The organism is Streptomyces roseoverticillatus, assembly GCF_000719265.1.
Taxonomy (GTDB): Bacteria; Actinomycetota; Actinomycetes; order Streptomycetales; family Streptomycetaceae; genus Streptomyces; species Streptomyces roseoverticillatus.
In genome coordinates this window covers 17699-40310 of record NZ_JOFL01000035.1, presented here as the reverse complement: position 1 = coordinate 40310, position 22612 = coordinate 17699, and the positions used below count along the sequence as shown (strand labels likewise).

Below are 22612 nucleotides of genomic sequence, written 5' to 3'. Positions count from 1 at the left end.
AACGGCATGTGATCCAATGGAAGGATGAGCGACACGGGCGTTTCTCTGGGGCCGTTAGAACGGATCGACGGCCGCTGGGTAGTGGGGGAGTCCCGAAAGCCGGGCGGCACCTGGCTCGAGTTCCGTACGGAGGGGCTGTACCAGCACGCGCGGGACTCCGAGGGACAGCTGATCCCCTGGTCCAGGATCATGATCCTCGGGCGCTGCACGGTAGGGGCCAGGTATCCGAGGGGCTCGCACAGTGTGAAGGCACTGCTCGATGTCCTGCCGGGGCCGTGGAGGGGACACGGCCGCGGCTACCTGCACATGACGCTGCGCCATCCCTACGAGGACTGGCTGGCCCCCTTCAGTCTCCACCCTCGTTGGTACAGCCCGACCGAATTCGAGTTGTTCCAGGAACTGCTCGGACAGACGGACGGCGCAGGCGAGATACACAGGCTCGGCGACGCGGACTGGCTGGGCCGCGTGGTCGAACAGCTGGCACCACAAAGGCCCTGGACGGCCTGGAAGATACACGATGCCGTGAACGAGGCTCGCGGAGGGTGAGGCGCACCTGTTTGATTTTGTGGACAGGGCGGTTCGAAAACCCGAGAATCACCCTCATGACGTCTCCTGAGTTCCGTACGCGCGTGACCCGGCCTTCCGAGGCCGACCGGGAGAGGGCACTGGCGATCCTGCGCGACGGCACCGGCGACGGCAGGCTCTCCCACGACACGTTCATGCGCCGCATGGACCTCGTCCTGACCGCCCGCACCAGCGCCGAGATCGAGCTCGCCATGGCCGGCCTCCCGGCCCGCGGGCGGTTCTCGGACTTCGTCCTGGCCGTGGTGGGCCGCGTGTCCTCCTTCGGGGCCCGCGTCCGCGGAGCCTGGCGGGCCGCGCGGCTCCCCGGCCTCCGGCTCCCCGAGCCCGGCACGAAGCCGCTGACCATCGGCCGGGCCCCGGTGTCCGACCTGCGCCTCGAAGACGACACGGTCTCCCGCCGGCACGCGGAACTACGCTGGCTCGACCACGGCTGGCGCCTGACCGATTTCGGCTCCCGCAACGGCACTTACGTCAACGGACTGCGCATAGCCGGCTCCGTCCGCGTCGGCCCCGGCGATCACGTCGCCTTCGGCGACCTCGGCTTCCGCCTGTCGGTCTGACGGCTGCGGATCCCGCGGCAGACCGGTTCGTTCTGCCGGGAGGCCACTTTGCCGTACCCCGCAGGGGGGCGCAGGGCGTGCACGACAGTTCCGTAGGCGGCCCTCGGCGGCGGATCCCTGCCCGGTGGGACCTTCCGTGATGCCGGGCAGGGTCAGGCGCGAGCCGGCTGCTGTCGGCGAAGTGCTCGGGGTGGAACTCCGCGGCCGGCCGACGGCTTCGGCGTCCGCATGCCCGAGGGCTTCCGGGTAGGCGGAGCCAAGACCAGTAGCGGTCGCGCTCGTTGCCTGTCTCAGCGGCGGGGGCGTCAGCCGAGGGTGGTGTCGCCGTGTGCTTCGAGGAGTCTGCGCAGCTCTGAGTTGAGGTGTTTGCGTTCCTGAGGGTCGAGGGGTGCGCAGATCTTCTCGTAGTTGCGCATGTGGGCGGCGAGGACCTCGTCGGCGAGGGCTTTGCCGTGTTCGGTGAGGCGGATCTGTACCGAGCGCCGGTCGGTGCTTTCCCGTACTCGTTCGACCAGGCCCTTGGCCTCCATGCGGTCGAGCCGGTTGGTGATGGCGCCCGCGGTCACCATGACCGCCTTCACGAAGGCTCCGGCGCTGAGTGTGTAGGGCGGCCCGGAGCGGCGGAGCGTGAAGAGCATGTCGATCTCGCCGAGGTTCAAGCCGAACTCTTCGTACAGCTTCTTGTAGTGCTGGTCGAACACCCGCTGCATGCGGGAGATGCGCGCGAGCAGCTCCACTGATTCCAGCCGGCCGGCAAGGTCGGGCCGCTCTGTACGCCACTGCTCGGCCATCTGGTCCACCGCGTCGGCCATGACAGCTCTCCTCCTCGCAACGATGTAATTCAACCTTAAGAGACTTGACGGCGAAAGAGCAAATGTGCGTGTCTTTCAACAGCAAAAGATATTGCCTTAAGGGGTGTGGCCTTGAGTCAGATCTCCGGAGTCGCCCCTGAGTCACCTGAACGAGTGATTCCGCTCTGTGGTGAGGCGAGAGCACACTTCCGGGTGGAGGGCGTAGCACCTCTGACGTCCGTGAAGACCCGAGGAGGGCTTCTCATGCTCCCGTTCCGCACCCGCAGACTCATCGCCGCCGCCGCAGCTGCCGTTGCCGGGGCGTTCCCCCTGGCAACAGCCGGAACCGCCCCGGCCGCTGCTGCAGGTGGCGCCATCGCCCAAACCCTGAACTGCTCCGGTTCGATCAGGGTGAACATCACCAATACCGGAGCCGTCGACGGCAAAGGCACCCTCCGCTGTGCGACACCCACCACTTCCTACGACGGCCGGCTGACGCTCTCGGGAACCGTGACGAGCATCAGCGGGCTGGTCTATCAGATCAAGACGAAAGACCAGCTCAGCATCTTCAGCGGCAGCACTGGCGAGATCATCGACCTCTCGGTGAACCGGACCCTGCAGAAGCTCTCCGACACCCCCACCGGCAACGCCACGGAACAAGGCGCGGGACTGGTCATCGGAGGCGGCCCCTTCGGAGGCTCCACGGAGACCGAGTCCGGCACGGGCACGTTCGGCACGGGGATGGTGACGACCTTCCTCATCACCAACAACTACGTCCTCGACCTGCACGGCTGACTCCAGTCAGTCTGTCTGGAACCTCCACCCCGCGGTGACCCGGACCCCGTCTTCGGTCTCCCGACGCCTGGGCCGACCTGCCACAGCGTGACGTGACTACTGGAAGAGCTGAGGACGCCTGCGCCCGGGCGGGGGAGCCGCCGGGACCGCTCGGCCGCCTCTCCTCAGGTCACCGCGTGTTCGGCGTATTCGGCAGGTTCGGCGGCATCGCCGTCAGCGCGGCCTTCGCGACGACCGCGGCCTCCGCCTCGCAGGCCGCGTACTTCGTACTGACGAGGTAGACCCGTATTACGAGATTGCCGTCGCGGACATTCAGCCGGTAGCACTTCTGACCGCTCCCGGAGGCCGTCCAGCACGCCTCGTCACCGAATAGTTCGCTTGCTCGAGATAGACGTCCTTGTCCTTCCTCCGCTCGCCCTGCAGCGGAAGCTTGGGCCCGGCCTCCGTGCACACCGGCATCGTCACGTACTTGTCCGGCGCGTTATCGCCGTCGTCGCGCAGGAGCAGGTACGCGCCTACGCTGAGACCCGCCGCGAGCACCGCCCCCGCCGCGGTCCACGTCACGGAACGCCGGTTGTTGCGGACCGGCCGACCGGGGGTGGCGCGGGCGGCGTACGTGGTGAGCACGGCCGTGGGCGGCGCGGTGGCAGGGGCGGCGGTGCCCGGCAGGAGCACCGTGCGTCCGGGGTCGCCGTCGAGGAGGCCCTCGACCCGGGTCCGCTGCTCGTCGATCATCCGGTGCACGGCGGGCGGCCACGGGCGGGCCGCCGGAGCGACCGGACCGAGGAGGCCGAGCAGTTCGGCCGGCGCGGGCCGGTCAGTCGGCCGCTTGGCCGGACACCGGGCGACGATCCCGTGCAGGGCCCGGGGCACACCGCTCAGGTCGGGCTCGGTGTGGACGATGTTGTAGAGCGTCTGGAGGGCGGAAGGGCCGGCGAACGGGCTGCGGCCTGTTGCCGCCAGGACGAGTACCGAGCCGAGCGAGAACACGTCGCTCGCCCCGGTCAGCTCCCGGCTCTCCGCCTGCTCGGGCGACATGAACGGCGGTGAGCCGATCACCCAGCCGGTGCGGGTGAGTTCGGTGACATCCCCCTTCTCCGCTGCCGTCTCCGCCGTCCGCGCGATGCCGAAGTCGATGACCCGGGCGCCGTCCTCTGCGAGCAGGACGTTCTCGGGCTTGAGGTCGCGGTGGACGAGGCCGCCCGGTGGATCTCGTCCAGGGCCGTCGCCAGGCCCACCGCGAGGCGGTGCAAGGCACCCTCCGGCAGGGCGCCCGCACGCTCCACGGCCGCGCCCAGCGAGGGGCCGGGCAGGAACGCCGAGGCGGGCCAGGGCAGCTCGGCGTCCGCATCGGCGTCGAGGACGGCCGCCGTGTACGCGCCCGACACTTTCCGCGAGGCCTCCACCTCCCGCCGGAAGCGGGACCGGAAGCCGTCGTCGGCCGCCTGCCGGGCGTGCACCAGCTTCACCGCCGCGGGGCGGCCGTCCGGCGCCACCCCGAGCAGCACCTGCCCCATGCCGCTCTGTCCGAGCACTCCGACCGTTCTGAACGGGCCCACGTGCGCCGGGTCGTCCACTCCAAGCATCTGCATGCCGAATCCGTCCTCCCCCGTCAAATACGTGAGGATCTTAGGACGGTGCGGTTTCTTATGACGGGCGGCCTTCCCGGTGCCTTCCCTGACGGCGTCCGCGCGGGCCCGTTTCCTCGAAGCGACGCCGGCGCGGGAAGTCCGGAAACCCATTTGGAGCGTGGAGCGTAAGCCTCCGAACGGAATCCGAGCATCCGATATGCCGCGCCTTTGAGTTGAACTTATCGGTCATATTCGGTCGACCTCGCGACTTCATGGTTGACGCCGTCGGTGCGGCCGTGCCTACGCTTCCAGAGCAAGATCAACAGGCCCACTGTCTCTGCGAAATGGCCGCATCATGACGAACCCGACCAGTCTCGACAGCCGCACGCCGAACGCGAGAGATGCCCCCGTAAGACCCCGACGCGTCCTGACAGTTGCCTGCCTGGGTTACGGCATGCTCGTCATCGACATCAGCATCGTCAACGTCGCGATCCCGGCGATGCGCGACAGCCTGCACGCGAGCCTCGCGACGATGCAGCTCGTGGTCGACGCGTACGTCATCGTTCTCGCCAGCCTCGTGCTGGCCGGAGCCGCGGCAGTCGGACGGTACGGCTCCGTTCCCGCGTTCCGTCTCGGCATCGGCGTCTTCGGGCTGGCATCCGTGCTCTGCGGAGTCGCCCCCAACGGTTCCGTACTCGTCGCCATGCGGGTTCTGCAGGGACTCGGCGCGGTCCTGCTCGTGCCCGCCACTCTGGTGATGATCACCGACGCCTACAAGGACCCGGGCAAGCGTGCCAAAGCCATCGCCGTCTGGGCGACGGTCGCCGGAAGCCCCGTTGCGTTCGGTCCCATTCTCGGGGGCGCCCTCGTCTCCGCCGTCGGCTGGCGGAGCATCTTCCTCATCAACATACCGGTCGTCCTGGCCGTCCTGTGGCTCTCGGCACGTCACATGCCCCGCGGCGCAGCAGAGGCGAAGAAGGAGCCGCAGGACATCGCGGGCCAGCTCCTCGGCATCGTTTTCCTCGGAAGCGTCGCGCTGGCGCTCACCGAGGGCCGCGAACTGGGCTGGACCCGGCCGCTGCCCATTGCCGCAGCTGTGACCGCCCTCGTAGCGCTCGCCGCGTTCGTCGTCAGACAGCGCGCCTGTTCCTTCCCCATGATTCCGAAGGACCTGCGCCGGGCCCCGGGATTCGGCAGCTTCGTCATGGTGGGTCTCCTGCTCTTCCTCGGCTACTACGGGCTGGTGTTCTCCATCAGCGTCTTCCTCCAGCAGGTGCGCGGCTACGGCCCGGTCACCACCGGCCTGTGCTTCCTGCCGTCCGCCCTGCCGATCACGTTCATGCCCCTGGTCGCCGGGCGCGTCAACGCCAAGCACAGTCCCCTGAGAGTGCTGGCCACCGCGGTCGCCCTGACGCTGGCCGGCGGGCTGCTGCTGGTCTTCCTGGGCGGTGAGGCCCCGGTCGGCACCTGCGCCGGGCTCGTCTTCATCGGACTCGGCTTCGGTCTCGCGACCGTGCCTCAGATCTCCCTGGTCATGGCGACGGCCCCGCCGCACCGCTCGGCGATCGCCAGCGGACTGCTGTCGGCGGCCCGGCAGTCGGGAACCACGATCGGCATCGCCCTGCTCGGCGGTCTCCAGTCCGGGGACAGCATCGTCGCACCGGCGCTCGCGGCCGTGGCGGCGTACCTGCTGATGGCGGCGGCCGTCGGCCTCGCCGCCCGGAAGCTGGCCGCACAGGCGTCGTCCCAGACGTCCCCCCGGACCACGTAGCGAGAGCAAGGCCTTCGCGATGTCCGCGCCCCGGTGCCCCGAAGCACCGGCCTCATCACCAACGGAGGACATTCATGAATGAGCACCAAGCCACGCACCAAGCCACGCACCTGGCCGAGCACCAAAACGATGGCCAAGCCGAGCAGCAGAACGATGGCCAAGCCGAGCACCAAAACGATTACCAAGGCGAGCAGCAGAACGCCGGATATCAAGGCGAGCAGCAGAACGGCGAGCAGCAGAACGGTTATCAAGGCAAGCGCCAAGCCGGCCACCAAAACGAGCAGCAACGAGACGAGTACGAAGCGAGCCGCGCCATCGCCTCCCGCGTTGAGGCCCTTCACGCCCACGACCCCGGATTCGCCCGCGCGGCTCCGTCGCCGAGCGTCGCCGAGGCCGTCCACCGCGCCGGCGGCAGCCTCATCGGCACCATCTCGGCCGCCATGAGCGGCTATGCTGACCGCCCGGCGCTCGGGCGGAGAGCCGAGCGCATCGTCGAAGACCCCGCCACCGGCCGGCGCACCACCGAACTCCTCCCCCACTTCGAGACCGTGACCTACGCCGAACTGTGGCAGGAGGTGGGCAGTCTCGCCGCCGCCTGGGCCGATGCCTCGGGCGGCCTGCGCGCCGGCGACTTCATCGGAGTGCTCGGATTCACCAGCACCGACTACGCCACGGTCGACCTCGCCTGCATGTACCTGGGGGCGGTCTCGGTCCCCCTTCCCACGGGATGGTCCGCGGCACGGCTGGCACCCATCCTCGCCGAAACGGAGCCGCGGATCCTCGCGGCCGACCTCGGGTCGATCGACGCCGCGGTCGAGGCCGTCCTGGCCACCGACTCCGTCGAACGCCTCGTCGTCTTCGACTACGACCCGCGCGTGGACGACCACCGGGAGGCCCTTCAAACGGCCGTCGGCAAGCTGAGCGGGCGCGCACCCGTCGTGCCGCTCCAGGAGGAACTGGGCCGCGGAAGGCGGCTGCCCGCCCTGGAACCCCGTGACGACGGCGACCCGGACCGCCTGGCCGGCCTGATCTACACGTCCGGGAGCACCGGCGCGCCCAAAGGCGCGATGTATACCGCATCCATGATCACGAGGATGTGGCAGAACAGCCGCACCGGCATGCCGAACGCCGCGCCGGGCAGCGACAGGCCGGTGCCGACGATCGTCCTGCACTACATGCCCATGAGCCACGTCAACGGCCGTGCCCGGCTGATCTCCGGCCTCGCCTCCGGCGGGATCGGCTTCTTCACGGCTCGCAGCGACATGTCGACACTGTTCGACGACATCGGCCTGGCGCGCCCCACGGTGCTGAGCCTGGTCCCCAGGATCTGCGACATGGTCCACCAGCGGTACCTCCTCGAAGCCGACCGCCTCTCCCGCACCGGCACCCCCCGGATCACCCGAGCGGAGGCCGAGGAGGTCGCGCTCACCCGGGTCCGCGACGACATGCTCGGCGGCCGGATCGTCAGCGCCCTGTGCGGCAGCGCCCCGCTGTCGTCGCAGATGCACACCTTCATGGCAGAGGTCCTCGGCACGAAGGTCGTCGACTGCTACGGGTCGACGGAGACGACCCGTCCGGTCGTCGTCGACCAGCAGGTGCGCCGCCCCCCGGTGATCGACTACCGGCTGGTGGACGTACCCGAGCTCGGATACTTCGCCACCGACAAGCCGCACCCCCGGGGCGAACTCCGCCTGAAGTCGGTCGGGCTGGTGCAGGGGTACTACAAGCAGCCCGAGGTCACCGCGCGCGCCTTCGACGAGGTCGGCTACTACAAGACCGGTGACGTGGTCGCCGAGATCGCCCCCGACCGGCTGGTCTACGTCGACCGGATCAACAACGTCGTGAAGCTCTCCCAGGGGGAGTTCGTCGCGGTGTCCCGGCTGGAGGCGCTGTATTCGACCAGCCCGTACATCTCGCGGGTCTACGTCTACGGCAGCAGCGAGCAGGCGTTCCTGCTGGCCGTGGTCGTCGCCGACCGCGAGCAGCTCGACCAGGAGCGCCTCGGCCGCGAGCAGCTCGACGGCGAGAAGTCGCAGTCGGACGGCGCGGACGGTGCGGACGGCGTAGACGGCGCGGAGGGTGCGGACGGCGCGGAGGGTGCGGACGACGACGCCGCGACCCGCGCGAAGATCCTCGACTCCATGCGGGAACTCGCCCGCGACGCCGGCCTCAACCCGTACGAAGTCCCCTACGACGTCGTCCTCGAACCGCACCCCTTCACGATCGAGAACGGCCTCCTCTCAGGAGTCGGCAAGCTCCTGCGGCCCGCCCTCAAGGACCGCTACGGCGCACAGCTGGAGCAGTTGTACGCGGACATCGCCGGCGGCAGGGCCGGGCGGATCGCGGCGCTGCGGGCCGCGGGCCGGAGCGCCGAGCCGCTGGAAGCGGTCCTCGCCGCGGTCCAGATCACCCTCGGATACCCCGCGTCGATGGTCGTGCCGGAGGCCGCCTTCACCGACCTGGGCGGCGACTCCCTGTCGGCGCTCACGTTCTCGACGGTCCTTGAGCAGATCTTCGACACCGAGGTCCCGGTCCAGGCCGTCCTCAGCCCCACGTCGACTCTTGCCGGCATCGCCGACCACCTCGCAGCAGCGCCCGCAACGGCTGCCGCGCCCCGGCCCACGTTCGCTTCGGTCCACGGCCGCGGGGCCACCGAGGTGAGGGCGGGCGACCTGACCCTCGACCGGTTCGTCGACGAGCAGGTCCTGGTGCGGGCGCCGAAGGCACCGGCCCCGACCGACCCGCCGACCTCCGGGAACGTCCTGCTCACCGGGGCGACCGGGTACCTCGGCAGGTTCCTGGCGGTCGAGTGGCTCGAGCGCGTCGCCGCTTCGGGCGGCCGGCTGACCGTTCTCGCCCGCGGCGCCGACGACGCGGCCGCCGGGCAACGCGTCCTCGAGTGCCTGCGCAGCGCCTCCGGTGACCGGACCGACTGGTTCGACGCGGTCGCGGCGCGGCACCTGGAGGTCCTGGCCGCAGACGTCTCCGCGCCGAAGCTGGGCCTCGGCCGTACGACCTGGGAGCGGCTGGCCGCCGAGACCGACCGGATCGTGCACTCCGCGGCGCTGGTCAACCACGTGCTCCCGTACAGCCGGCTGTTCGAGCCGAACGTCGCCGCGACGGCCGAGCTGATCGAGCTCGCGCTCACGCACCGGATGAAGAAGTTCGCCTACGTCTCGACCATCGCGGCCGCGATGATGCCCGGCGGGACGTTCCTCGACGAAACGGCCGACGTCCGTACGGCCTCACCGGCACGGCAGCTGAACGACTCCGACGCGAACGGATACGCCACCAGCAAGTGGGCGGGCGAGGTGCTCCTCCGGGACGCGCACGACAGAACAGGGCTGCCGGTCGCGGTGTTCCGCCCCGACATGATCCTCGCCCACAGCCGCCTGACCGGACAGCTGAACCTGCCCGACCGCTTCACGCGGCTGCTCCTCAGCGTCGTCGCGACGGGCATGGCACCGCGCTCCTTCCACCGGCTCGACGCGGACGGCAACCGCCGGCGGGCCCACTACAGCGGGCTGCCCGTCGACTTCACCGCCGACGCGATCGCCTCGCTCAGCGCGCGGAGCCAGGACGGCTACGTCACGTACCACAGCGTCAACGCGAACGACGACGACGTCTCGCTGGACGAGATCGTGGACTGGCTCATCCGCGCGGGCCACCCGATCACCCGGATCGACGATTACGAACAGTGGCGCGTACGGTTCGAGGCGGCCCTGAGAGGCCTTCCCGAACACCAGCGCCGGCTGTCGATGCTCCCGCTGATGCGGGCGTACGCCCGGCCGACCGAGCCGAGAACGAGCTCCATGGTGCCGGCCGGACGGTTCACGACGGCCGTCGCCGAGTCCGGTGCCGGCGGGGGCGTCATACCGTCCCTCTCGGCGGATTTCATCGACAAGTGCGTCGCGGACTTGAGGACGCTCGGCATTCTCTGACGCGCGGGCGCGCAAGCCGGCCGGAGGAGGGAGGCGGAGTGGGCTGTCCCGGGGCGCTGTGTTGACCTTCAAGCCGCTTGAAGGTCAACAATCGCAGCCATGGACGAGATCGACGCGCTGATGAGCATCGGCGCCTTCGCACGCAGGGCGGGGCTGGCCCCGAGCGCTCTGCGCTTCTACGACGACTGCGACATGCTGCGCCCCGCCTATGTGGACGACGCGACCGGCTACCGCTATTACGCCGCGGACCAGGAACCCCGAGCGGTCCTGGTCCGGCGGCTGCGCGAGGCCGGAATGCCGCTCACCGACGCCTCGGTGGTGCTCGACGGCACCCGCGAGGAAGCCCGCGCCGTTCTGGAAGGGCACGCCCGGCGGGCGCGCGAGACCGCGGCGTCGGCCCGGTCGGCGATCGAGGAGATCCTCCGCGACCTGCCGGGAGGCGCGCGCCGCGCCTCGGTGCGGCTCGGCGGGGCGGAGCTGGCCAGCGCCGTACGCCAGGTCGCCCCGGCGGTGGCGTCAGCTCCCGTACGGGAGGAGTTCCCGGTACTCGGTTGCGTCCTGATCGAACTGGACCGCCAGGAAACGCGGCTCGTGGCCACGGACCGCTATCGCCTGGCGGTCCGCGCGCTGCGGACCTCCTCTGCTGAGGCCGTCGAGGCCGTCGAGGCCGTGGAGGCCGTTGGGGGCGTTGGGGGTGACCCGTACCGCGTCCTGGTCGACGCCGCGGAGCTGACGGAGGCCGCGTCCTGGGCCCTGCGCACGCCGGGCATCCGCATCGAGGCGGACCAGCAGGGCGTACGGCTGCACAGCGACACAGCCGTACGGGACCTCCCGACCGTCGAGGGGACGTTCCCGGACTACCGGCTGATCCTGGACAACCTGCCGGCCGCCCGGCACCGGATCATCACGGACCGGACCGCCCTGCGCAAGACGATCGCGGATGCCGGAGACGACGGGCCACTGACGCTGCACACCGGCGACCAGCAACTCACCCTCGCCACGCGCGGCTCGAAGACCGCCACGCCGCCCGCCATCTGCACAGGACCGCCCGTGCGCATCGCCTTCGACCCGCACGTACTCCTCCCGGCGCTCGACGCCGGCGTCGGCCCCGACGTACTGCTGGAAATCTCATCACCGTCCCAGCCCGTGATCGTCCGCTCCGCGGACCAGGGAAGCTTCACCACGTTGGTCATGCCGGTCCGTGACGCGTCGGCGGACGGGGCGGCATGACGTTCCCGCCCCCTGCGGATCGGGCACACCCGCTCAGCAGGGCCCGCGCCGCGGCCGCGGACGGTGCCCCGGACGTCAGCCTCTGGTGGTGAGGCAGAAGGGATGCCCGGCCGGGTCGGTGAAGACGCGCCATCTGTCCGCGCCCGGCTGGTGCTCCGGCTTGGTCGCCCCCAACTCCATGAGCAGGAGCTCGGCCTCATCGAGGTCGTCGACTTCGAAGTCGAGGTGGACCTGTTGCGGCACGGACTGACCAGGCCAACGCGGCGCCCGGTAATCATCCACCCGTTGGAAGCCGATGAAGAGCCCGTCCCCGCGGGTGAGGCCCGCGAAGTCACGGTCGGATGCGGGGTGAAGTCCGAGCCCGGTGGCTTGCTGATAGAACGCGGCCAGTGCCTCGGGGTCCGCACAGTCGAGGGTGATCGCCGTCAGCTTCATCTGCAGGGGCATGGCACCTCCATGGCGGCCGTCAAGCTGTGGATTCGAACGCGGGTGTGCATCGGACTCCCTCGGTAGCTGTTCCGTGGGGTGGTGGTGCCGGTGATGACCAACGCGGGAACGAGTCGGAATCAGGGCGTGGGGGCGATGACTTGCAGCCGGACACCAGCGGTGGCTTCGGCGGCCGTACGCATCGCCTCCGCAGGGGTTTCGGCGAGGGCGATGGCGTAGCCGATGCGGTCGTGCGAGCTGTGGAGCCCGGTGAGGTCGGCGCCCGGCGTGCGGTCGAAGTGCCAGCGGAGGATGCCGTGCGTGGGGGTGAGGGAGAGGGCGGTGAGGGCGCCCGGGGCGGGGGGCATGACGAAGCTGACGGCTGCTGCCGGGGCGGCCGGGGCCGGGGACTGGGCGGGGTCCGTGCCGAGCAGAGCGGCGATCGCGTGGTCGTACTGGTCCCGGCCCGTGGCGAGTCTGACGAGTTCGGGGATGCAGTCGCCGCCGACCCGGGTGTGCGTCTCGATGACGACGGGGCCGTGCACCGGGTCCAGCCGCAGTTCGGTGTGGCTGGCGCCGTGGTGGATCCCGAGCCGGTCCAGGACGCAGCGCACCGCGTCCTCCAGCCGTTCGCCGTCGCCTTCCGGCAGGGGAGCGGGGACGACGTGCCCGGTCTCGATGAAGTTGGGGCTGCCGGTGGTCTGTTTCGCGGTGATGGCCAGGATGGTGTGCCGTCCGGCCGCGCTGACTGCCTCGACGCTGAATTCTGGTCCGGTTGCGGCGTGTTCGGCGATGTAGTGGACCGCGCCGGCCTGCTCGCCGGCGGTGCCCTGCGTACGGTGTCCCCGCCCGGCCGTGACCTTCGCGTGCCACCGTTCGACGCCGGCATGCGACTCCAGCGCTGTGACCCCGGCGCTGCCGGCCCCGTCGGCCGGCTTGACGATCCAGGCGACGCCGTCGGGCTCGGCGCGTACGGCATCAACGATTTCGTCTGCGGTACCGGCCGCGTACGGCCACGCGTAGGGGGTGTCGGCGAGGAGGCGGCGCATGGCCGCCTTGTCGCGGGCGTGGGCGGCTGCGGCGGGGGAGACGGAGGGGAGGCCCAGGCCGGTGGCGATCCGGGCGCTGACCTCCTGGGCGTGTTCGGTGAAGGAGACGACCAGGCGCGGTGGCCCGAGCTCCCCGGCCAGCCGGTCGACGGCGGTTCTGGTCGCGTCGTGGTCGGTGATGTCGCAGAAGACGACGCGTTCGGCGTGGGCTGTGACCTCGCGGGGTATGGCCTGGTCCGGTTGCGCGAGCACCACGAGCCGGTGTCCGTGCAGGGCGATGGCCTGGGATCCGGTGGTGCTAGGGCCGAGCAGGCATATCCACGTCATGGGAGTTCCTTTCGTGACCGCTGGGCGGTGTGTCAGATGTACTGCCGGCAGGCGCACGGCGGTCAGTGGTACGGCGGCCGCTCCAGGACATGGCGAGGCCGGTGAGCAGGGCGAGCGCGGCCGCGCCCCAGTACGGCGCCGCTGCCGGTGACAGCACTCCCGGCACGGTGGGACGGACTGCCAGGAGCGTACCGAGCCAGGCGCCGGCCGATTCGGCGGCGCCCCATGCCACGCCTGCGAGGGCGTAGGCGGCCGTGGTGGACAGCGTGCCGCGGCGCTCGCCCACCTGGGCGTCGTAGAGGGGGCTCCACACCAGTTCGGACAGGGTGAAGAGCACCATGGCCGCGAGGAGCAGCCCGAGGCCGCCCGTGCGGCCGAAGGCGAAGAGCACGACGGCGGCGGCGAGAATCACGTTGGCCGCGGTGCAGAGGAGGCCGAACCCCGCGCGCGGGCGGCTCAGCACCCGGCGGGACAGCGCGGACACGGGCACCTGCAGGGCCACCACCAGGACGGCGTTGAGAGTGAACACCAGGCCCAGGTCACGGGTGCTGATGGTGTCGCCGAGGTAGGCGGGAAGGACGTCGAAGACCTGGGCGTAGGCCACCCATGTGCCGCACACCAGCAGAGAGAAGGCCACGAAGGGACGCTGCGGCAGCCACCGGCCCTTCCGGCCGTCGTCGTCCCCTTCGGCGGTCCGCTGCGGAGAGTCGGAGCCCCGCCACGTGCCCGGCAGCGCGGGCACCGCGGCCAGTGCCACCAGATCGAGCGCCGCAGCCGCGAGCGGCAGCCAGCCGGCGTGCCACTCCAGGAGGGCGCCGCCGATGACCGGGCCGACCGCGGAGCCCGCGTTGACCGCCATGTTGAGGTAGCTGAACCCGCGCAGCCGTTGATCGGGCGGGAACGCCGCGACCTGGGCCTTCATCGCCGTCGTCGCCATCGCCAGGGACAGGCCGGCCAGCGCGGCGACCACCAGCCAGCCGTAGGCCGGAAGGTGCAGACCCGCCCCGAGCACGGCGAAGGCGAGGGCCGCTCCCAGGTAGCCGGCGCCGACCGAGGCCTTGAGCCCGAGCCGGTGGATCAGCGGCACCAGCAGCACCCCGCCGGCCCGGTTGGCCAGGATCGCGGCGCCCACCACCAGGCCGGCGTCAGCCCCGGTCAGGCCGCGGGAGTCCACCAGCCACAGCCCGAGGTAGGGCAGCACGGCGAAGAAGCCCGCGCAGCTCGTCGCCCGCGCCACCACCAGCGCGGTGAGCTGCCGGGCACTCAGCGGACGGTCATCGCCGTCGTCTTCGCCGCCCGCGGTCGTCCGGGATCGTTTCGCGGCCAGACGGTCGAGACGGTCTGTCATGTGTGCCCTTCCGTACGGTCCGGGCACCGGAGTACGGGGCCAAGACGCCAGCGAACCAGCGACTGCTGCGGCCCCGTGCTTGGTGCGGTGCCGAACCGGCGTCACGACGACCGGGCAGGGCGACGAGCGGCACAAGCGAAACGGACCCAGCGGTCCGTTCTTTCTACCCCCGGTTCGGCAACTGCGACCTATGAAGATGATCACGCCGCGACAGGTGGAGCCGGTGGCGACGGCCAGCTACCGTCAGGAGGTTCCGGGCCCGCTCGTCCGAGCGGTGGTGTGGTTGGCTACGCCGTATGGGTCGTAGACGAGCGTTCCCCGGGTGCACGTATATACAGGTCAGCTGTGTCGGCAGGGATGACGGACGGCGGAGGCCCGCCCTCCGGCCAGGGAGCGGATCATGACTGTCCCCAGCGCGCGATCGGAGTCCGGCAGCGCCCCGGCACCGAAGGCGGTGCCCCCTTTCGACCCTGAACTGGACGCCGCACTGCAGGCCTTGGGAAGGGAGCCGGGGGAGCCCCTCACGCCGGACAACCTTCAGGCCCGGCAAGAGCGGGACGCCGCGGCCCGGCCTCGGCCGACGGCCGAGGACCTCCGTGCCGACGGCCGCTTCGAGGTGACGGAGCTTCGTGTTCCGGGACCGCCGGGCGCGCCGGACGTCACGCTCGTGAGCGCGCGGCCGTCCGGGCTCACCGGGCCGCTGCCTCTGCTGTACTACATGCACGGAGGCGCAATGATCATGGGTAATGCGTGGTCCGTGCTTCCACGGATCCTCCGCGAGTGGGCCCTCCCGCTGGAACTGGCGGTCATCTCGGTCGAGTACCGGCTGGCGCCGCACGCGCGGTATCCGCAACCGCTGGAGGACTGCTACGCCGGACTCGCCTGGGCGGCCCGGCACGCGGCCGAACTGGGCATCGACCCGGACCGCATCATCATCGGAGGCAAGAGCGCCGGCGGCGGACTCGCCGCGGCCCTCACCCTCCTGGCCCGCGACCGCGGCGGCCCCCGGGCCCTGGGGCAACTGCTGCTGTGCCCGATGCTCGACGACCGCAACAGCACCTTCTCCAGCCACCAGATGACGGGCCTGGGCACGTGGGACCTCACCTCCAACGCGACCGCGTGGCAGGCACTGCTGGGCGACCGCTACGGCGCCGCGGACCTGCCGCCCTACGCGGCCCCCTCCCGCGCCACGGACCTCTCCGGACTCCCTCCGGCCTACATCGACGTCGGGTCGGCCGAGATGTTCCGGGACGAGGACGTGGCCTACGCCAACGCGATCTGGCAGGCCGGCGGCCAGGCCGAACTGCACGTATGGCCCGGCGCCTACCACGGCTTCGACAGCCTGGCACCGCAGGCGGCCCTCAGCCGGGAAGCCCGCAACACCCGCACCCGCTGGCTCCAGCGCCTCCTCACGCCCGCGCACGCGCGGACGAAGCCGGCGACCGCCCCTTTCTGACAGCCCCGCCTTCTTTACAGCCCCGCCTTCTGTGCAGCCTCGCCCGAGTCCGTGGGGCGCGGCGGCCCGGTGCTCCGATGGCGATCGTGCCGGGCTGGTCGCAGCATGGTAGTGAACCGGGTTTTTCCCGGTGTGACCGCCTTGCTAGGTGCTCGGCGAAGTACTTGGCGAGGTATGCGGTCTGTTCCGGCGTTCATGGGGGTTTGCCATGCCGATGTTGCTGATCAAGGGGTCATTTCATCTTTCGGGCCGCACCAGGCCTGACGGGGACACCGTCCCGTTCATTCCGGATTACGTGGGTGAGTGGAAGCTCGTCCGCGGATGTCAGAAGCTGGAGCCCGAGAAGGACGGCCACGTCGATATCCGCCTCGAAGGCATCGACGCGCTGGAAACCCATTACACGGGGAACTACGGGACGGAGGAACGCCAGCCACGGAAGTTCGGCGATGCCGCCACCGACGCGCTGCTGACGTGGCTCGGATTCAGCGACATCCGGCGCACTCTCGATCCCAGTAATGGCCACGAGAAAATCTCCGCCACTCCCGACACGGTCCCGGGCTTCATCCTCACCCGCGGCAGCGACGTATTCGGCCGCTGCGTGGCACTCATCGGCCGGGGCGCCCCGCCGGGTCCCAGTGGCTACGAGATCGAGGTGAAGACGGGGCTCCTGAAGAACACGGCCAACCACCACCTGCTCACGGAGGGCCTGGCGTATCCCACCTTCTACACGGGCCTGCCGGCGGATCTGCGCCAGGAGCTGACCGTCGCCGTCCAGCAGGCGAAGGCCGATCCCGGCAAGGGCGTGTGGAACGTCACGAGCGGTGCGCTGGGTGACGTGACCCTCACCGGAGCGAAGATCACCGGGATGTCCTCCATTACCGAAGATGTGGTGATCCTTCCGAAGCTGTTCCGCCGGCTGAAGGAGTACCTCTCGCTCGGCAACGCGTCGCTGGCCTGCTTCCCCGCGTACCTGGGCGGGGCCGCGGACAAGTTCCGCATCCTGTCGGCCACCCCGTCCCGTGTTCAGACCGGTCTGCACAACGTCATCGAGATCACCAACGGCGAGACCGTGAAGATGACGCATCCCTCCGAGGACCTCCTCTTCACCGAGAAGTGAACCGAGAAGCGAACCGGGAGCGAATCGAGAACCAGCCGTTACGGCCGGGCGTCAGCTGTTACGGCCGGGCTGCCAGTCGGCCGGGAGCGGCGGCAACTCCGCATGGGTGACGGTGAAGCCGCCCTTGACGACCGGGGCGAAGGGCGCCGGCGCCATGCAGGTGCCGACTCTCGGCGCCACCGTCTTGCCGTCGACGACGTCGACGTTGCTCACCGCCCAGTCGAACCCGAACCTCCCCTTGCCGGGGCCGCCGGTCTTGACGCTGAACCCCATCCGCTTGCCTATCTCCCGGGGGTCCGCGGACTTGGTGACGACGGCGCTGAGAGTCGCCGTGTCGCCGGCGGTGACCAGACAGTCCACCGCGGCCTCCCCACGCCGGCTGTCGTTGTTGCCGGCCATCCAGTGGTAGATCGTCACGGTGCCGCGGGCATCGGTGGGCATGCCCTTCGGCAGTTGGTCGAGGGGCCGGCTGAAGGGCGCGGCCGTCGCTTCCACGGAGAAGCGGATGTCGTCGTCCGGCGTGTAGGCGAAGAAGAGGCGCCCCTGGCCGGACACCCTGGCCGGCGGGTACGCCTTCCCGACCCCGGCCTCCGCCCCGGCCTTCGACAGGGGTACGGAGGGGGAGGCGGACGCGGCGGAGGTGAGCCCGCAGAGTACGGCGAACGCGGTCGCGGCGCCCACGGCTCCGGTGACGGTCCTGCGGCGGGAGGAAGACCTCTTGTGCTGCATGCGAACTCCTTCGATCTCGTTCGTTCTTGTGCCTGACGGGGCGTGGGCCGTCGCCGGTGAACGGCCGTCCCGATGACGTGATCAACTCTCGCTTTCGCCCCCGCTCCCGGGCCATCTGCCGATCAGCGGATCTCCGGCTCCGCACGGGCCTTCTCCTCTGCCGTTCGGCAGAGGAGAAGACCCGTGACCCGCCCGTAGGATCACGGCGTGGAGATGATCAAGAGCGTGAGACGACGGGACGCGGTGCTCACCGCGGTCCTGGCGCTGACGGGTTGCTCGGCGCTCGGTGCCACCGCCCTCGGCCTCGACGGCATGCCGCGGCCCTACGGGGCGCCCTCGGCGATCGCCGCCCTCACGCTGCTCCTGTGGGCACTGGCGGGTTGGCCGCGGTCACGGGAACGCCTCGCCGTCCCCCTCGCGCTCGCCGGAGCGGCATCCCTGGTCACCACGGCCATCGCCCGGCCGCCCGCGATGTCCGAGGGCTCCTGGGCACGCCTCGCGGAGACCGCCACCCTGCTGGTGTTGCTGACCGTCGTCGTACGGTGGGCTCCGCTGCGACGCGCGGCGGCGGCCGTTGCCGTGACGGGACCGGCAGTGGCGGCCTGGACCCTGCCGCTGCTGCCGGATCCCACGCCGCTGACCCTGGCCGGCGCGGCGGCGTTCTGGACCCTGCCCGTGCTGGGCGCGTGCGTCATCGGCGGCTATCCCCGGCTGATGGAGCACCGCCGGAACCGGCTGGTCGCCGAGACCCGCCGCGCCCAGCAGCTCAGCCTCGCCCGGGACCTCCACGACTACGTGGCGCACGACGTCAGCGGCATCGTGGCCCAGGCCCAAGCCGCCCGCTTCGTGGCCGGCACCGACCCGCGGCAGGCCCTGACGGCCCTGGAACGCATCGAGACGGCCGGGCTCAACGCGCTGGCGGCCATGGACCGGATGGTCCGGACACTCCACGAAGCGGACGGCTCCGGTGCCGCCCGGACGGAGGACTCCGGCGCCGCCCGCACGAACGGATCCGACCCTGCCCCGACGACCGGATCCGGCGCCGCCCGCGCCGAGGCCGCCGTCGTCGAACCCCTGCCGGGCGTGGACCAACTGCCCGCCCTGGTCGAACGGTTCTCCTCCGCCGCCACCGGTCAGGCCACCCGGCTCACCGTGCAGCCCGGCGCGACGGACGACCTCTCGCGAGCCGTCGGCTCCACTGCCTACCGCGTGGTCGTCGAGGCGCTCACCAACGTCCGCCGCCATGCCCCGGGCGCCACGCGGATCGACGTAGCGCTCACCCGGACCCGTACGCACGACGGCGAATCCGCCCTCGACGTCACGGTCGTCAACTCCGCCGACAGCGAAGACGGCCCCCGCACCACCATCCGTCGCGAGCGCAACGACCACGGCGGACGAGGCCTGAGCGGCATGCGTGAACGCGTACGGGCCACGGGCGGCACGCTGGTGTACGGGCCGCACGAGGGAGGCTGGCGGGTGGCCGCCACCTTGCCGCTGACCCCGGCGGACCCGGCACCCCACGCGGCATCGTCTCCTTCGACACCGACACCGACACCGGCAAAGGCGCCGGCGCCGGCACCGGCAAAGGCGGAGAAGCTCTCGTGACCAACACTCCCACCCGCATCGTTCTGGCCGACGACCAGGACGACATCCGCAGCGGCTTCCGCCTCGTCCTCGACTCCCAGCCGGACATGAGCATCGTCGGCGAGGCCGCCGACGGCACCGGCGCCTTCGAACTCGCCCGCCGGCTGCGGCCGGACGTCGTCCTGGCCGACATCCGCATGCCCGGCATCGACGGTCTCGAGCTGACCCGGCTCCTCGCGGGACCCGGTGTCGCGCACCCCACTCGCGTCATCGTCGTCACCACCTTCGACCTCGACGACTACGTCCACACCGCGCTCCGCAACGGCGCCGCCGGATTCCTCCTCAAACGCTCCGGGCCCTCCCTGCTCATCGAGGGCGTCAGGGCGGCCATGGCCGGCGACGCCCTCATCAGCCCGCAGATCACCGTCCGGCTCCTGCGCCGGCTCACCACGCCACCGCCTCCGCCCCTGTCACCCGTTACGGGCCTCGGCGCCGCCCCCCTCACCCACCGTGAGCAGGACATCGTCCGCCTCGTCGCGCGCGGCTGGACGAACTCCCGGATCGCCGACGAGCTCTTCATCTCTCCGGGAACGGTGAAGACCCACATCGCCAACGTCCGGACCAAGCTCGGCACCGCCAACCGCGTCGGCATCGCGGCGTGGGCCTGGCAGACGGGGCTGGCTGTCCCCGAACCCTGAGCCGGCCGGTGCCGCCTCACCGGCGACATCACGGTACGGAACCGACCCGGCGAAACCACGGAACGCGACCGGCCCGGGCGCGAGCGCGCGCGGCACGGATCCAGCCACTGCCCCATATCCCGGCCACTGTCCTGACGTGGTGTTTTACAGTGGCTTCGATCAGTTCTGGCGATAGGACCTGTGAGGTATTCGCGAACATGTCGACTGAGACGTTTGAGTTTCAGGTAGAGGCCCGTCAGCTGCTGCAGCTGATGATCCACTCGGTCTACTCGAACAAGGATGTCTTCTTGCGGGAGCTCGTCTCCAACGCTTCCGACGCGCTGGACAAGCTGCGCCTCGAGAAGCTGTGGGACGACTCGCTCGACGCCGACGTGTCCGATCTGCACGTCGAGATCGACGTCGACAAGGACGCCCGCACCCTCACCGTGCGGGACAACGGCATCGGGATGTCGTACGACGAGGTCGGACGGCTCATCGGAACGATCGCCAACTCGGGCACCGCGAAGTTCCTCCAGGAGCTCAAGGAGGCCAAGGACGCGGCCGGGGAGGAAGGCCTCATCGGCCAGTTCGGCGTCGGCTTCTACTCCGGCTTCATGGTGGCGGACGAGGTCACCCTGCTGACCCGGCGCGCCGGCGAGGGCCAGGGCACCCGCTGGACCTCGCGCGGCGAGGGCACGTACACGCTGGAGACCGTCGGCGACGCGCCGCAGGGCACCTCGGTCACGCTCCACCTCAAGCCGGCCGACCCGGAGAACCAGCTCCACGACTACACCTCCCCGTGGAAGATCAGGGAGATCATCAAGCGGTACTCGGACTTCATCACCTGGCCCGTCCGGATGGTGCCCGAGGCCTCCGCCGCAGCCACAGCGGACGAGAGCGGCGAGGCGCCCGAACCCGAGACGCTCAACTCCATGAAGGCACTGTGGGCGCGGTCGCGCGACGAGGTGTCCGACGACGAGTACCACGAGCTGTACAAGCACATCGCCCACGACTGGCGCGACCCGCTGGAGACGATCCGGCTCCAGGCGGAGGGCACCTTCGAGTACCAGTCCCTGCTGTTCCTCCCCGCTCACGCCCCCCAGGACCTGTTCACGCGGGACTTCAAGCGGGGCGTGCAGCTGTACGTCAAGCGCGTGTTCATCATGGACGACTGCGAGGCGCTGCTGCCGCCGTACCTCCGCTTCGTCAAGGGCGTAGTCGACGCGGCGGACCTCTCGCTCAACGTGTCCCGCGAGATCCTCCAGCAGGACCGCCACATCGAGCTGATGCGGCGACGGCTGACGAAGAAGGTCCTGTCCACGGTCAAGGAGATGAAGACCAAGGACCAGGACCGCTACGACACGTTCTGGCGGGAGTTCGGCACCGTCCTGAAGGAGGGACTGGTCACCGACCCGGAGAACCGCGATGCCATCCTCGCCGTCGCGTCGTTCGCCAGCACACACCACGACACCGAGCCGACGACGCTCAAGCAGTACGTGGAGCGGATGAAGGACGGCCAGGAAGACATCTACTACCTGACCGGCGAGTCCCGGCAGAGCATCGAGAACTCCCCGCACATGGAGGCGTTCCGCGACCGGGGCATCGAGGTGCTGCTGCTCACCGACGCCGTCGACGAGGTGTGGGCCGACGCCGTCGGCGAGTACGAGGGCAAGAAGCTGCGGTCCGTGGCCAAGGGCCGGATCGACCTCGACGCCGAGAACGAGGACGCCCCCGACGGCGATCGGGAGAAGCGGACCGAGGAGTACGCCGGGCTGCTCGGCTGGATGAAGGAGCAGCTGGACGGGGACATCAAGGACGTACGCCTCTCCTCCCGCCTCACCGTCTCCCCGGCCTGCGTCGTCTCCGACGCGCACGACCTGACCCCGGCCCTGGAGAACATGTACCGCGCCATGGGCCAGGAGGTGCCCAGCGCCAAGCGGATCCTGGAGCTCAACCCGGACCACCAGCTGGTGAAGGGCCTCAACCAGGCGTACAAGGAGCGCGAGGACCGCACGGAGCTCGCCGGCACCGCCGAGCTCTTGCACGGCCTGGCCGTACTCGCCGAGGGAGGCCGGCCGAAGGAGCCGGCCCGCTTCGTCAAGCTGATGGCGGACCGCCTGGAACGCGCGCTGTAACCCGGACTCCGCCGGACACCGGCGGCCTGCCCGGATGACACGGCAGGCCGCCGAAGCCCCGACTCCCTGCCGGGGCCACGAGCGGCTTCAGCAAGGGTCGGGCTCGGCGTTGTTCACTGCTCCGCGATGAGGCCCGGCAGTTCGCGCATGTCACCTGCCGCTGCCCGCGCGGAGCTGCAGGCCGAGATAGGTCCAGGCCACCCCCGGGCGTCCGTGCGGGTCCTCGCGCCGGGCGTGGTGAATGACGTGCAGCCCGGATCGCCGGGCGAGTTCCACGGTCTCCTGCGCGGTGACGGGGAACATGCGACGGCCCGCCGGGACCGGGCCGTGGCGCAGGGAGAGGATCACTCGGCCTCCGGCTGCGAGGAGGCCGGTCAGGCGAACCATGGCCGCAGAGCGCTGCCGTTCGTCCAGGTGCATCCAGACCGCGGTCAGCAGAATCAGGTCGAAGCGGAGCCGCTGTGCGCTCAGGCGTGGCAGACGGTCGTCTCTGTTCACCCTGTTCGCCCTGTCTGCCCTG

General features: G+C 70.4%; 19 protein-coding genes. 11 read left to right on the top strand and 8 right to left on the bottom strand.

Going from position 1 to position 22612, the window contains the following annotated elements; all coding sequences use genetic code 11:
* Positions 1-24: 24 nt before the first annotated feature.
* Together IF61_RS0129705 and IF61_RS0129700 are read left to right on the top strand one after the other, a co-directional pair.
* Positions 25-546 (top strand): hypothetical protein, encoded by a 522-nt coding sequence (locus IF61_RS0129705; protein ID WP_245684668.1) that lies wholly within the window; start codon positions 25-27, stop codon positions 544-546.
* A 56-nt stretch (positions 547-602) separates the two neighbouring features.
* Positions 603-1145 (top strand): FHA domain-containing protein, encoded by a 543-nt coding sequence (locus IF61_RS0129700; protein WP_030369638.1) that lies wholly within the window; start codon positions 603-605, stop codon positions 1143-1145.
* 305 nt (positions 1146-1450) lie between these two features.
* On the opposite strand, the gene IF61_RS0129695 is transcribed toward IF61_RS0129700, so the two are convergent.
* Positions 1451-1957, bottom strand: coding sequence for a MarR family winged helix-turn-helix transcriptional regulator (locus IF61_RS0129695; RefSeq protein ID WP_030369637.1), 507 nt, complete (start codon positions 1955-1957; stop codon positions 1451-1453).
* A gap of 243 nt (positions 1958-2200) precedes the next feature.
* Between IF61_RS0129695 and IF61_RS0129690 the strand changes: the two genes are divergently transcribed.
* Positions 2201-2731 carry a hypothetical protein gene (locus tag IF61_RS0129690; protein WP_157848721.1) on the top strand — a complete coding sequence of 177 codons (531 nt, stop codon included), beginning with the start codon at positions 2201-2203 and terminating at the stop codon, positions 2729-2731.
* Positions 2732-3043: 312 nt separating this feature from the next.
* Here the strand turns inward: IF61_RS0129690 and IF61_RS37315 are convergent, their stop codons facing one another.
* The gene (locus tag IF61_RS37315; RefSeq protein ID WP_245684671.1) at positions 3044-3895 is read right to left on the bottom strand and encodes a serine/threonine-protein kinase; all 852 of its coding nucleotides are present in this window, start codon (positions 3893-3895) and stop codon (positions 3044-3046) included.
* Positions 3787-4323 carry a protein kinase family protein gene (locus IF61_RS37310; RefSeq protein WP_052393220.1) on the bottom strand — a complete coding sequence of 179 codons (537 nt, stop codon included), beginning with the start codon at positions 4321-4323 and terminating at the stop codon, positions 3787-3789. Before IF61_RS37310 ends, IF61_RS37315 begins: the two co-directional genes overlap by 109 nt.
* A gap of 334 nt (positions 4324-4657) precedes the next feature.
* Between IF61_RS37310 and IF61_RS0129675 the strand changes: the two genes are divergently transcribed.
* The 3 genes from IF61_RS0129675 to IF61_RS0129665 all read left to right on the top strand — a co-directional run bounded on the left by IF61_RS0129675 (position 4658) and on the right by IF61_RS0129665 (position 11244).
* Positions 4658-6073, top strand: a complete 1416-nt coding sequence (locus IF61_RS0129675; protein WP_078660602.1) for an MFS transporter — start codon at positions 4658-4660, stop codon at positions 6071-6073.
* A gap of 74 nt (positions 6074-6147) precedes the next feature.
* The gene (locus tag IF61_RS37305) at positions 6148-10014 is read left to right on the top strand and encodes a thioester reductase domain-containing protein (protein ID WP_078660601.1); all 3867 of its coding nucleotides are present in this window, start codon (positions 6148-6150) and stop codon (positions 10012-10014) included.
* Between the two features lie 99 nt (positions 10015-10113).
* Positions 10114-11244 (top strand): DNA polymerase III subunit beta family protein, encoded by a 1131-nt coding sequence (locus IF61_RS0129665; protein WP_030369633.1) that lies wholly within the window; start codon positions 10114-10116, stop codon positions 11242-11244.
* Between the two features lie 75 nt (positions 11245-11319).
* On the opposite strand, the gene IF61_RS0129660 is transcribed toward IF61_RS0129665, so the two are convergent.
* The 3 genes from IF61_RS0129660 to IF61_RS0129650 all read right to left on the bottom strand — a co-directional run bounded on the left by IF61_RS0129660 (position 11320) and on the right by IF61_RS0129650 (position 14394).
* Entirely contained in the window at positions 11320-11691 is a 372-nt protein-coding gene (locus IF61_RS0129660) for a VOC family protein (RefSeq protein ID WP_030369632.1), read from the bottom strand.
* Between the two features lie 119 nt (positions 11692-11810).
* On the bottom strand, positions 11811-13046 hold the full coding sequence (locus IF61_RS0129655; RefSeq protein ID WP_052393219.1) for an ATP-grasp domain-containing protein: 1236 nt from the start codon (positions 13044-13046) through the stop codon (positions 11811-11813).
* Positions 13018-14394: an MFS transporter gene (locus tag IF61_RS0129650; protein WP_030369630.1), complete on the bottom strand. Its 1377-nt coding sequence runs from the start codon at positions 14392-14394 to the stop codon at positions 13018-13020. The genes IF61_RS0129655 and IF61_RS0129650 overlap by 29 nt, the downstream gene beginning before the upstream one ends.
* Before the next feature lie 400 nt (positions 14395-14794).
* On the opposite strand from IF61_RS0129650, the gene IF61_RS0129645 reads away from it, so the two are divergent.
* Together IF61_RS0129645 and IF61_RS0129640 are read left to right on the top strand one after the other, a co-directional pair.
* Positions 14795-15850 (top strand): alpha/beta hydrolase, encoded by a 1056-nt coding sequence (locus IF61_RS0129645; protein WP_052393216.1) that lies wholly within the window; start codon positions 14795-14797, stop codon positions 15848-15850.
* 148 nt (positions 15851-15998) lie between these two features.
* Positions 15999-16967 (top strand): Ig-like domain-containing protein, encoded by a 969-nt coding sequence (locus IF61_RS0129640; RefSeq protein WP_342668030.1) that lies wholly within the window; start codon positions 15999-16001, stop codon positions 16965-16967.
* 51 nt (positions 16968-17018) lie between these two features.
* Here IF61_RS0129640 and IF61_RS0129635 read toward each other — a convergent pair whose 3' ends face one another.
* Complete coding sequence (locus IF61_RS0129635) at positions 17019-17696, bottom strand: hypothetical protein (protein ID WP_043191358.1); 678 nt, start codon at positions 17694-17696, stop codon at positions 17019-17021.
* A gap of 213 nt (positions 17697-17909) precedes the next feature.
* Here IF61_RS0129635 and IF61_RS0129630 point away from each other — a divergent pair, with 213 nt between their 5' ends.
* From IF61_RS0129630 to htpG, 3 genes are all read left to right on the top strand, one after another.
* Positions 17910-19301 (top strand): sensor histidine kinase, encoded by a 1392-nt coding sequence (locus tag IF61_RS0129630; RefSeq protein WP_245684670.1) that lies wholly within the window; start codon positions 17910-17912, stop codon positions 19299-19301.
* The gene (locus tag IF61_RS0129625) at positions 19298-19978 is read left to right on the top strand and encodes a response regulator (RefSeq protein WP_030369625.1); all 681 of its coding nucleotides are present in this window, start codon (positions 19298-19300) and stop codon (positions 19976-19978) included. The genes IF61_RS0129630 and IF61_RS0129625 overlap by 4 nt, the downstream gene beginning before the upstream one ends.
* A gap of 197 nt (positions 19979-20175) precedes the next feature.
* Positions 20176-22092, top strand: a complete 1917-nt coding sequence (gene htpG / locus IF61_RS0129620) for a molecular chaperone HtpG (RefSeq protein ID WP_030369624.1) — start codon at positions 20176-20178, stop codon at positions 22090-22092.
* A gap of 150 nt (positions 22093-22242) precedes the next feature.
* On the opposite strand, the gene IF61_RS32895 is transcribed toward htpG, so the two are convergent.
* Entirely contained in the window at positions 22243-22590 is a 348-nt protein-coding gene (locus tag IF61_RS32895; protein ID WP_211264956.1) for a class I SAM-dependent methyltransferase, read from the bottom strand.
* Positions 22591-22612: the final 22 nt, after the last annotated feature.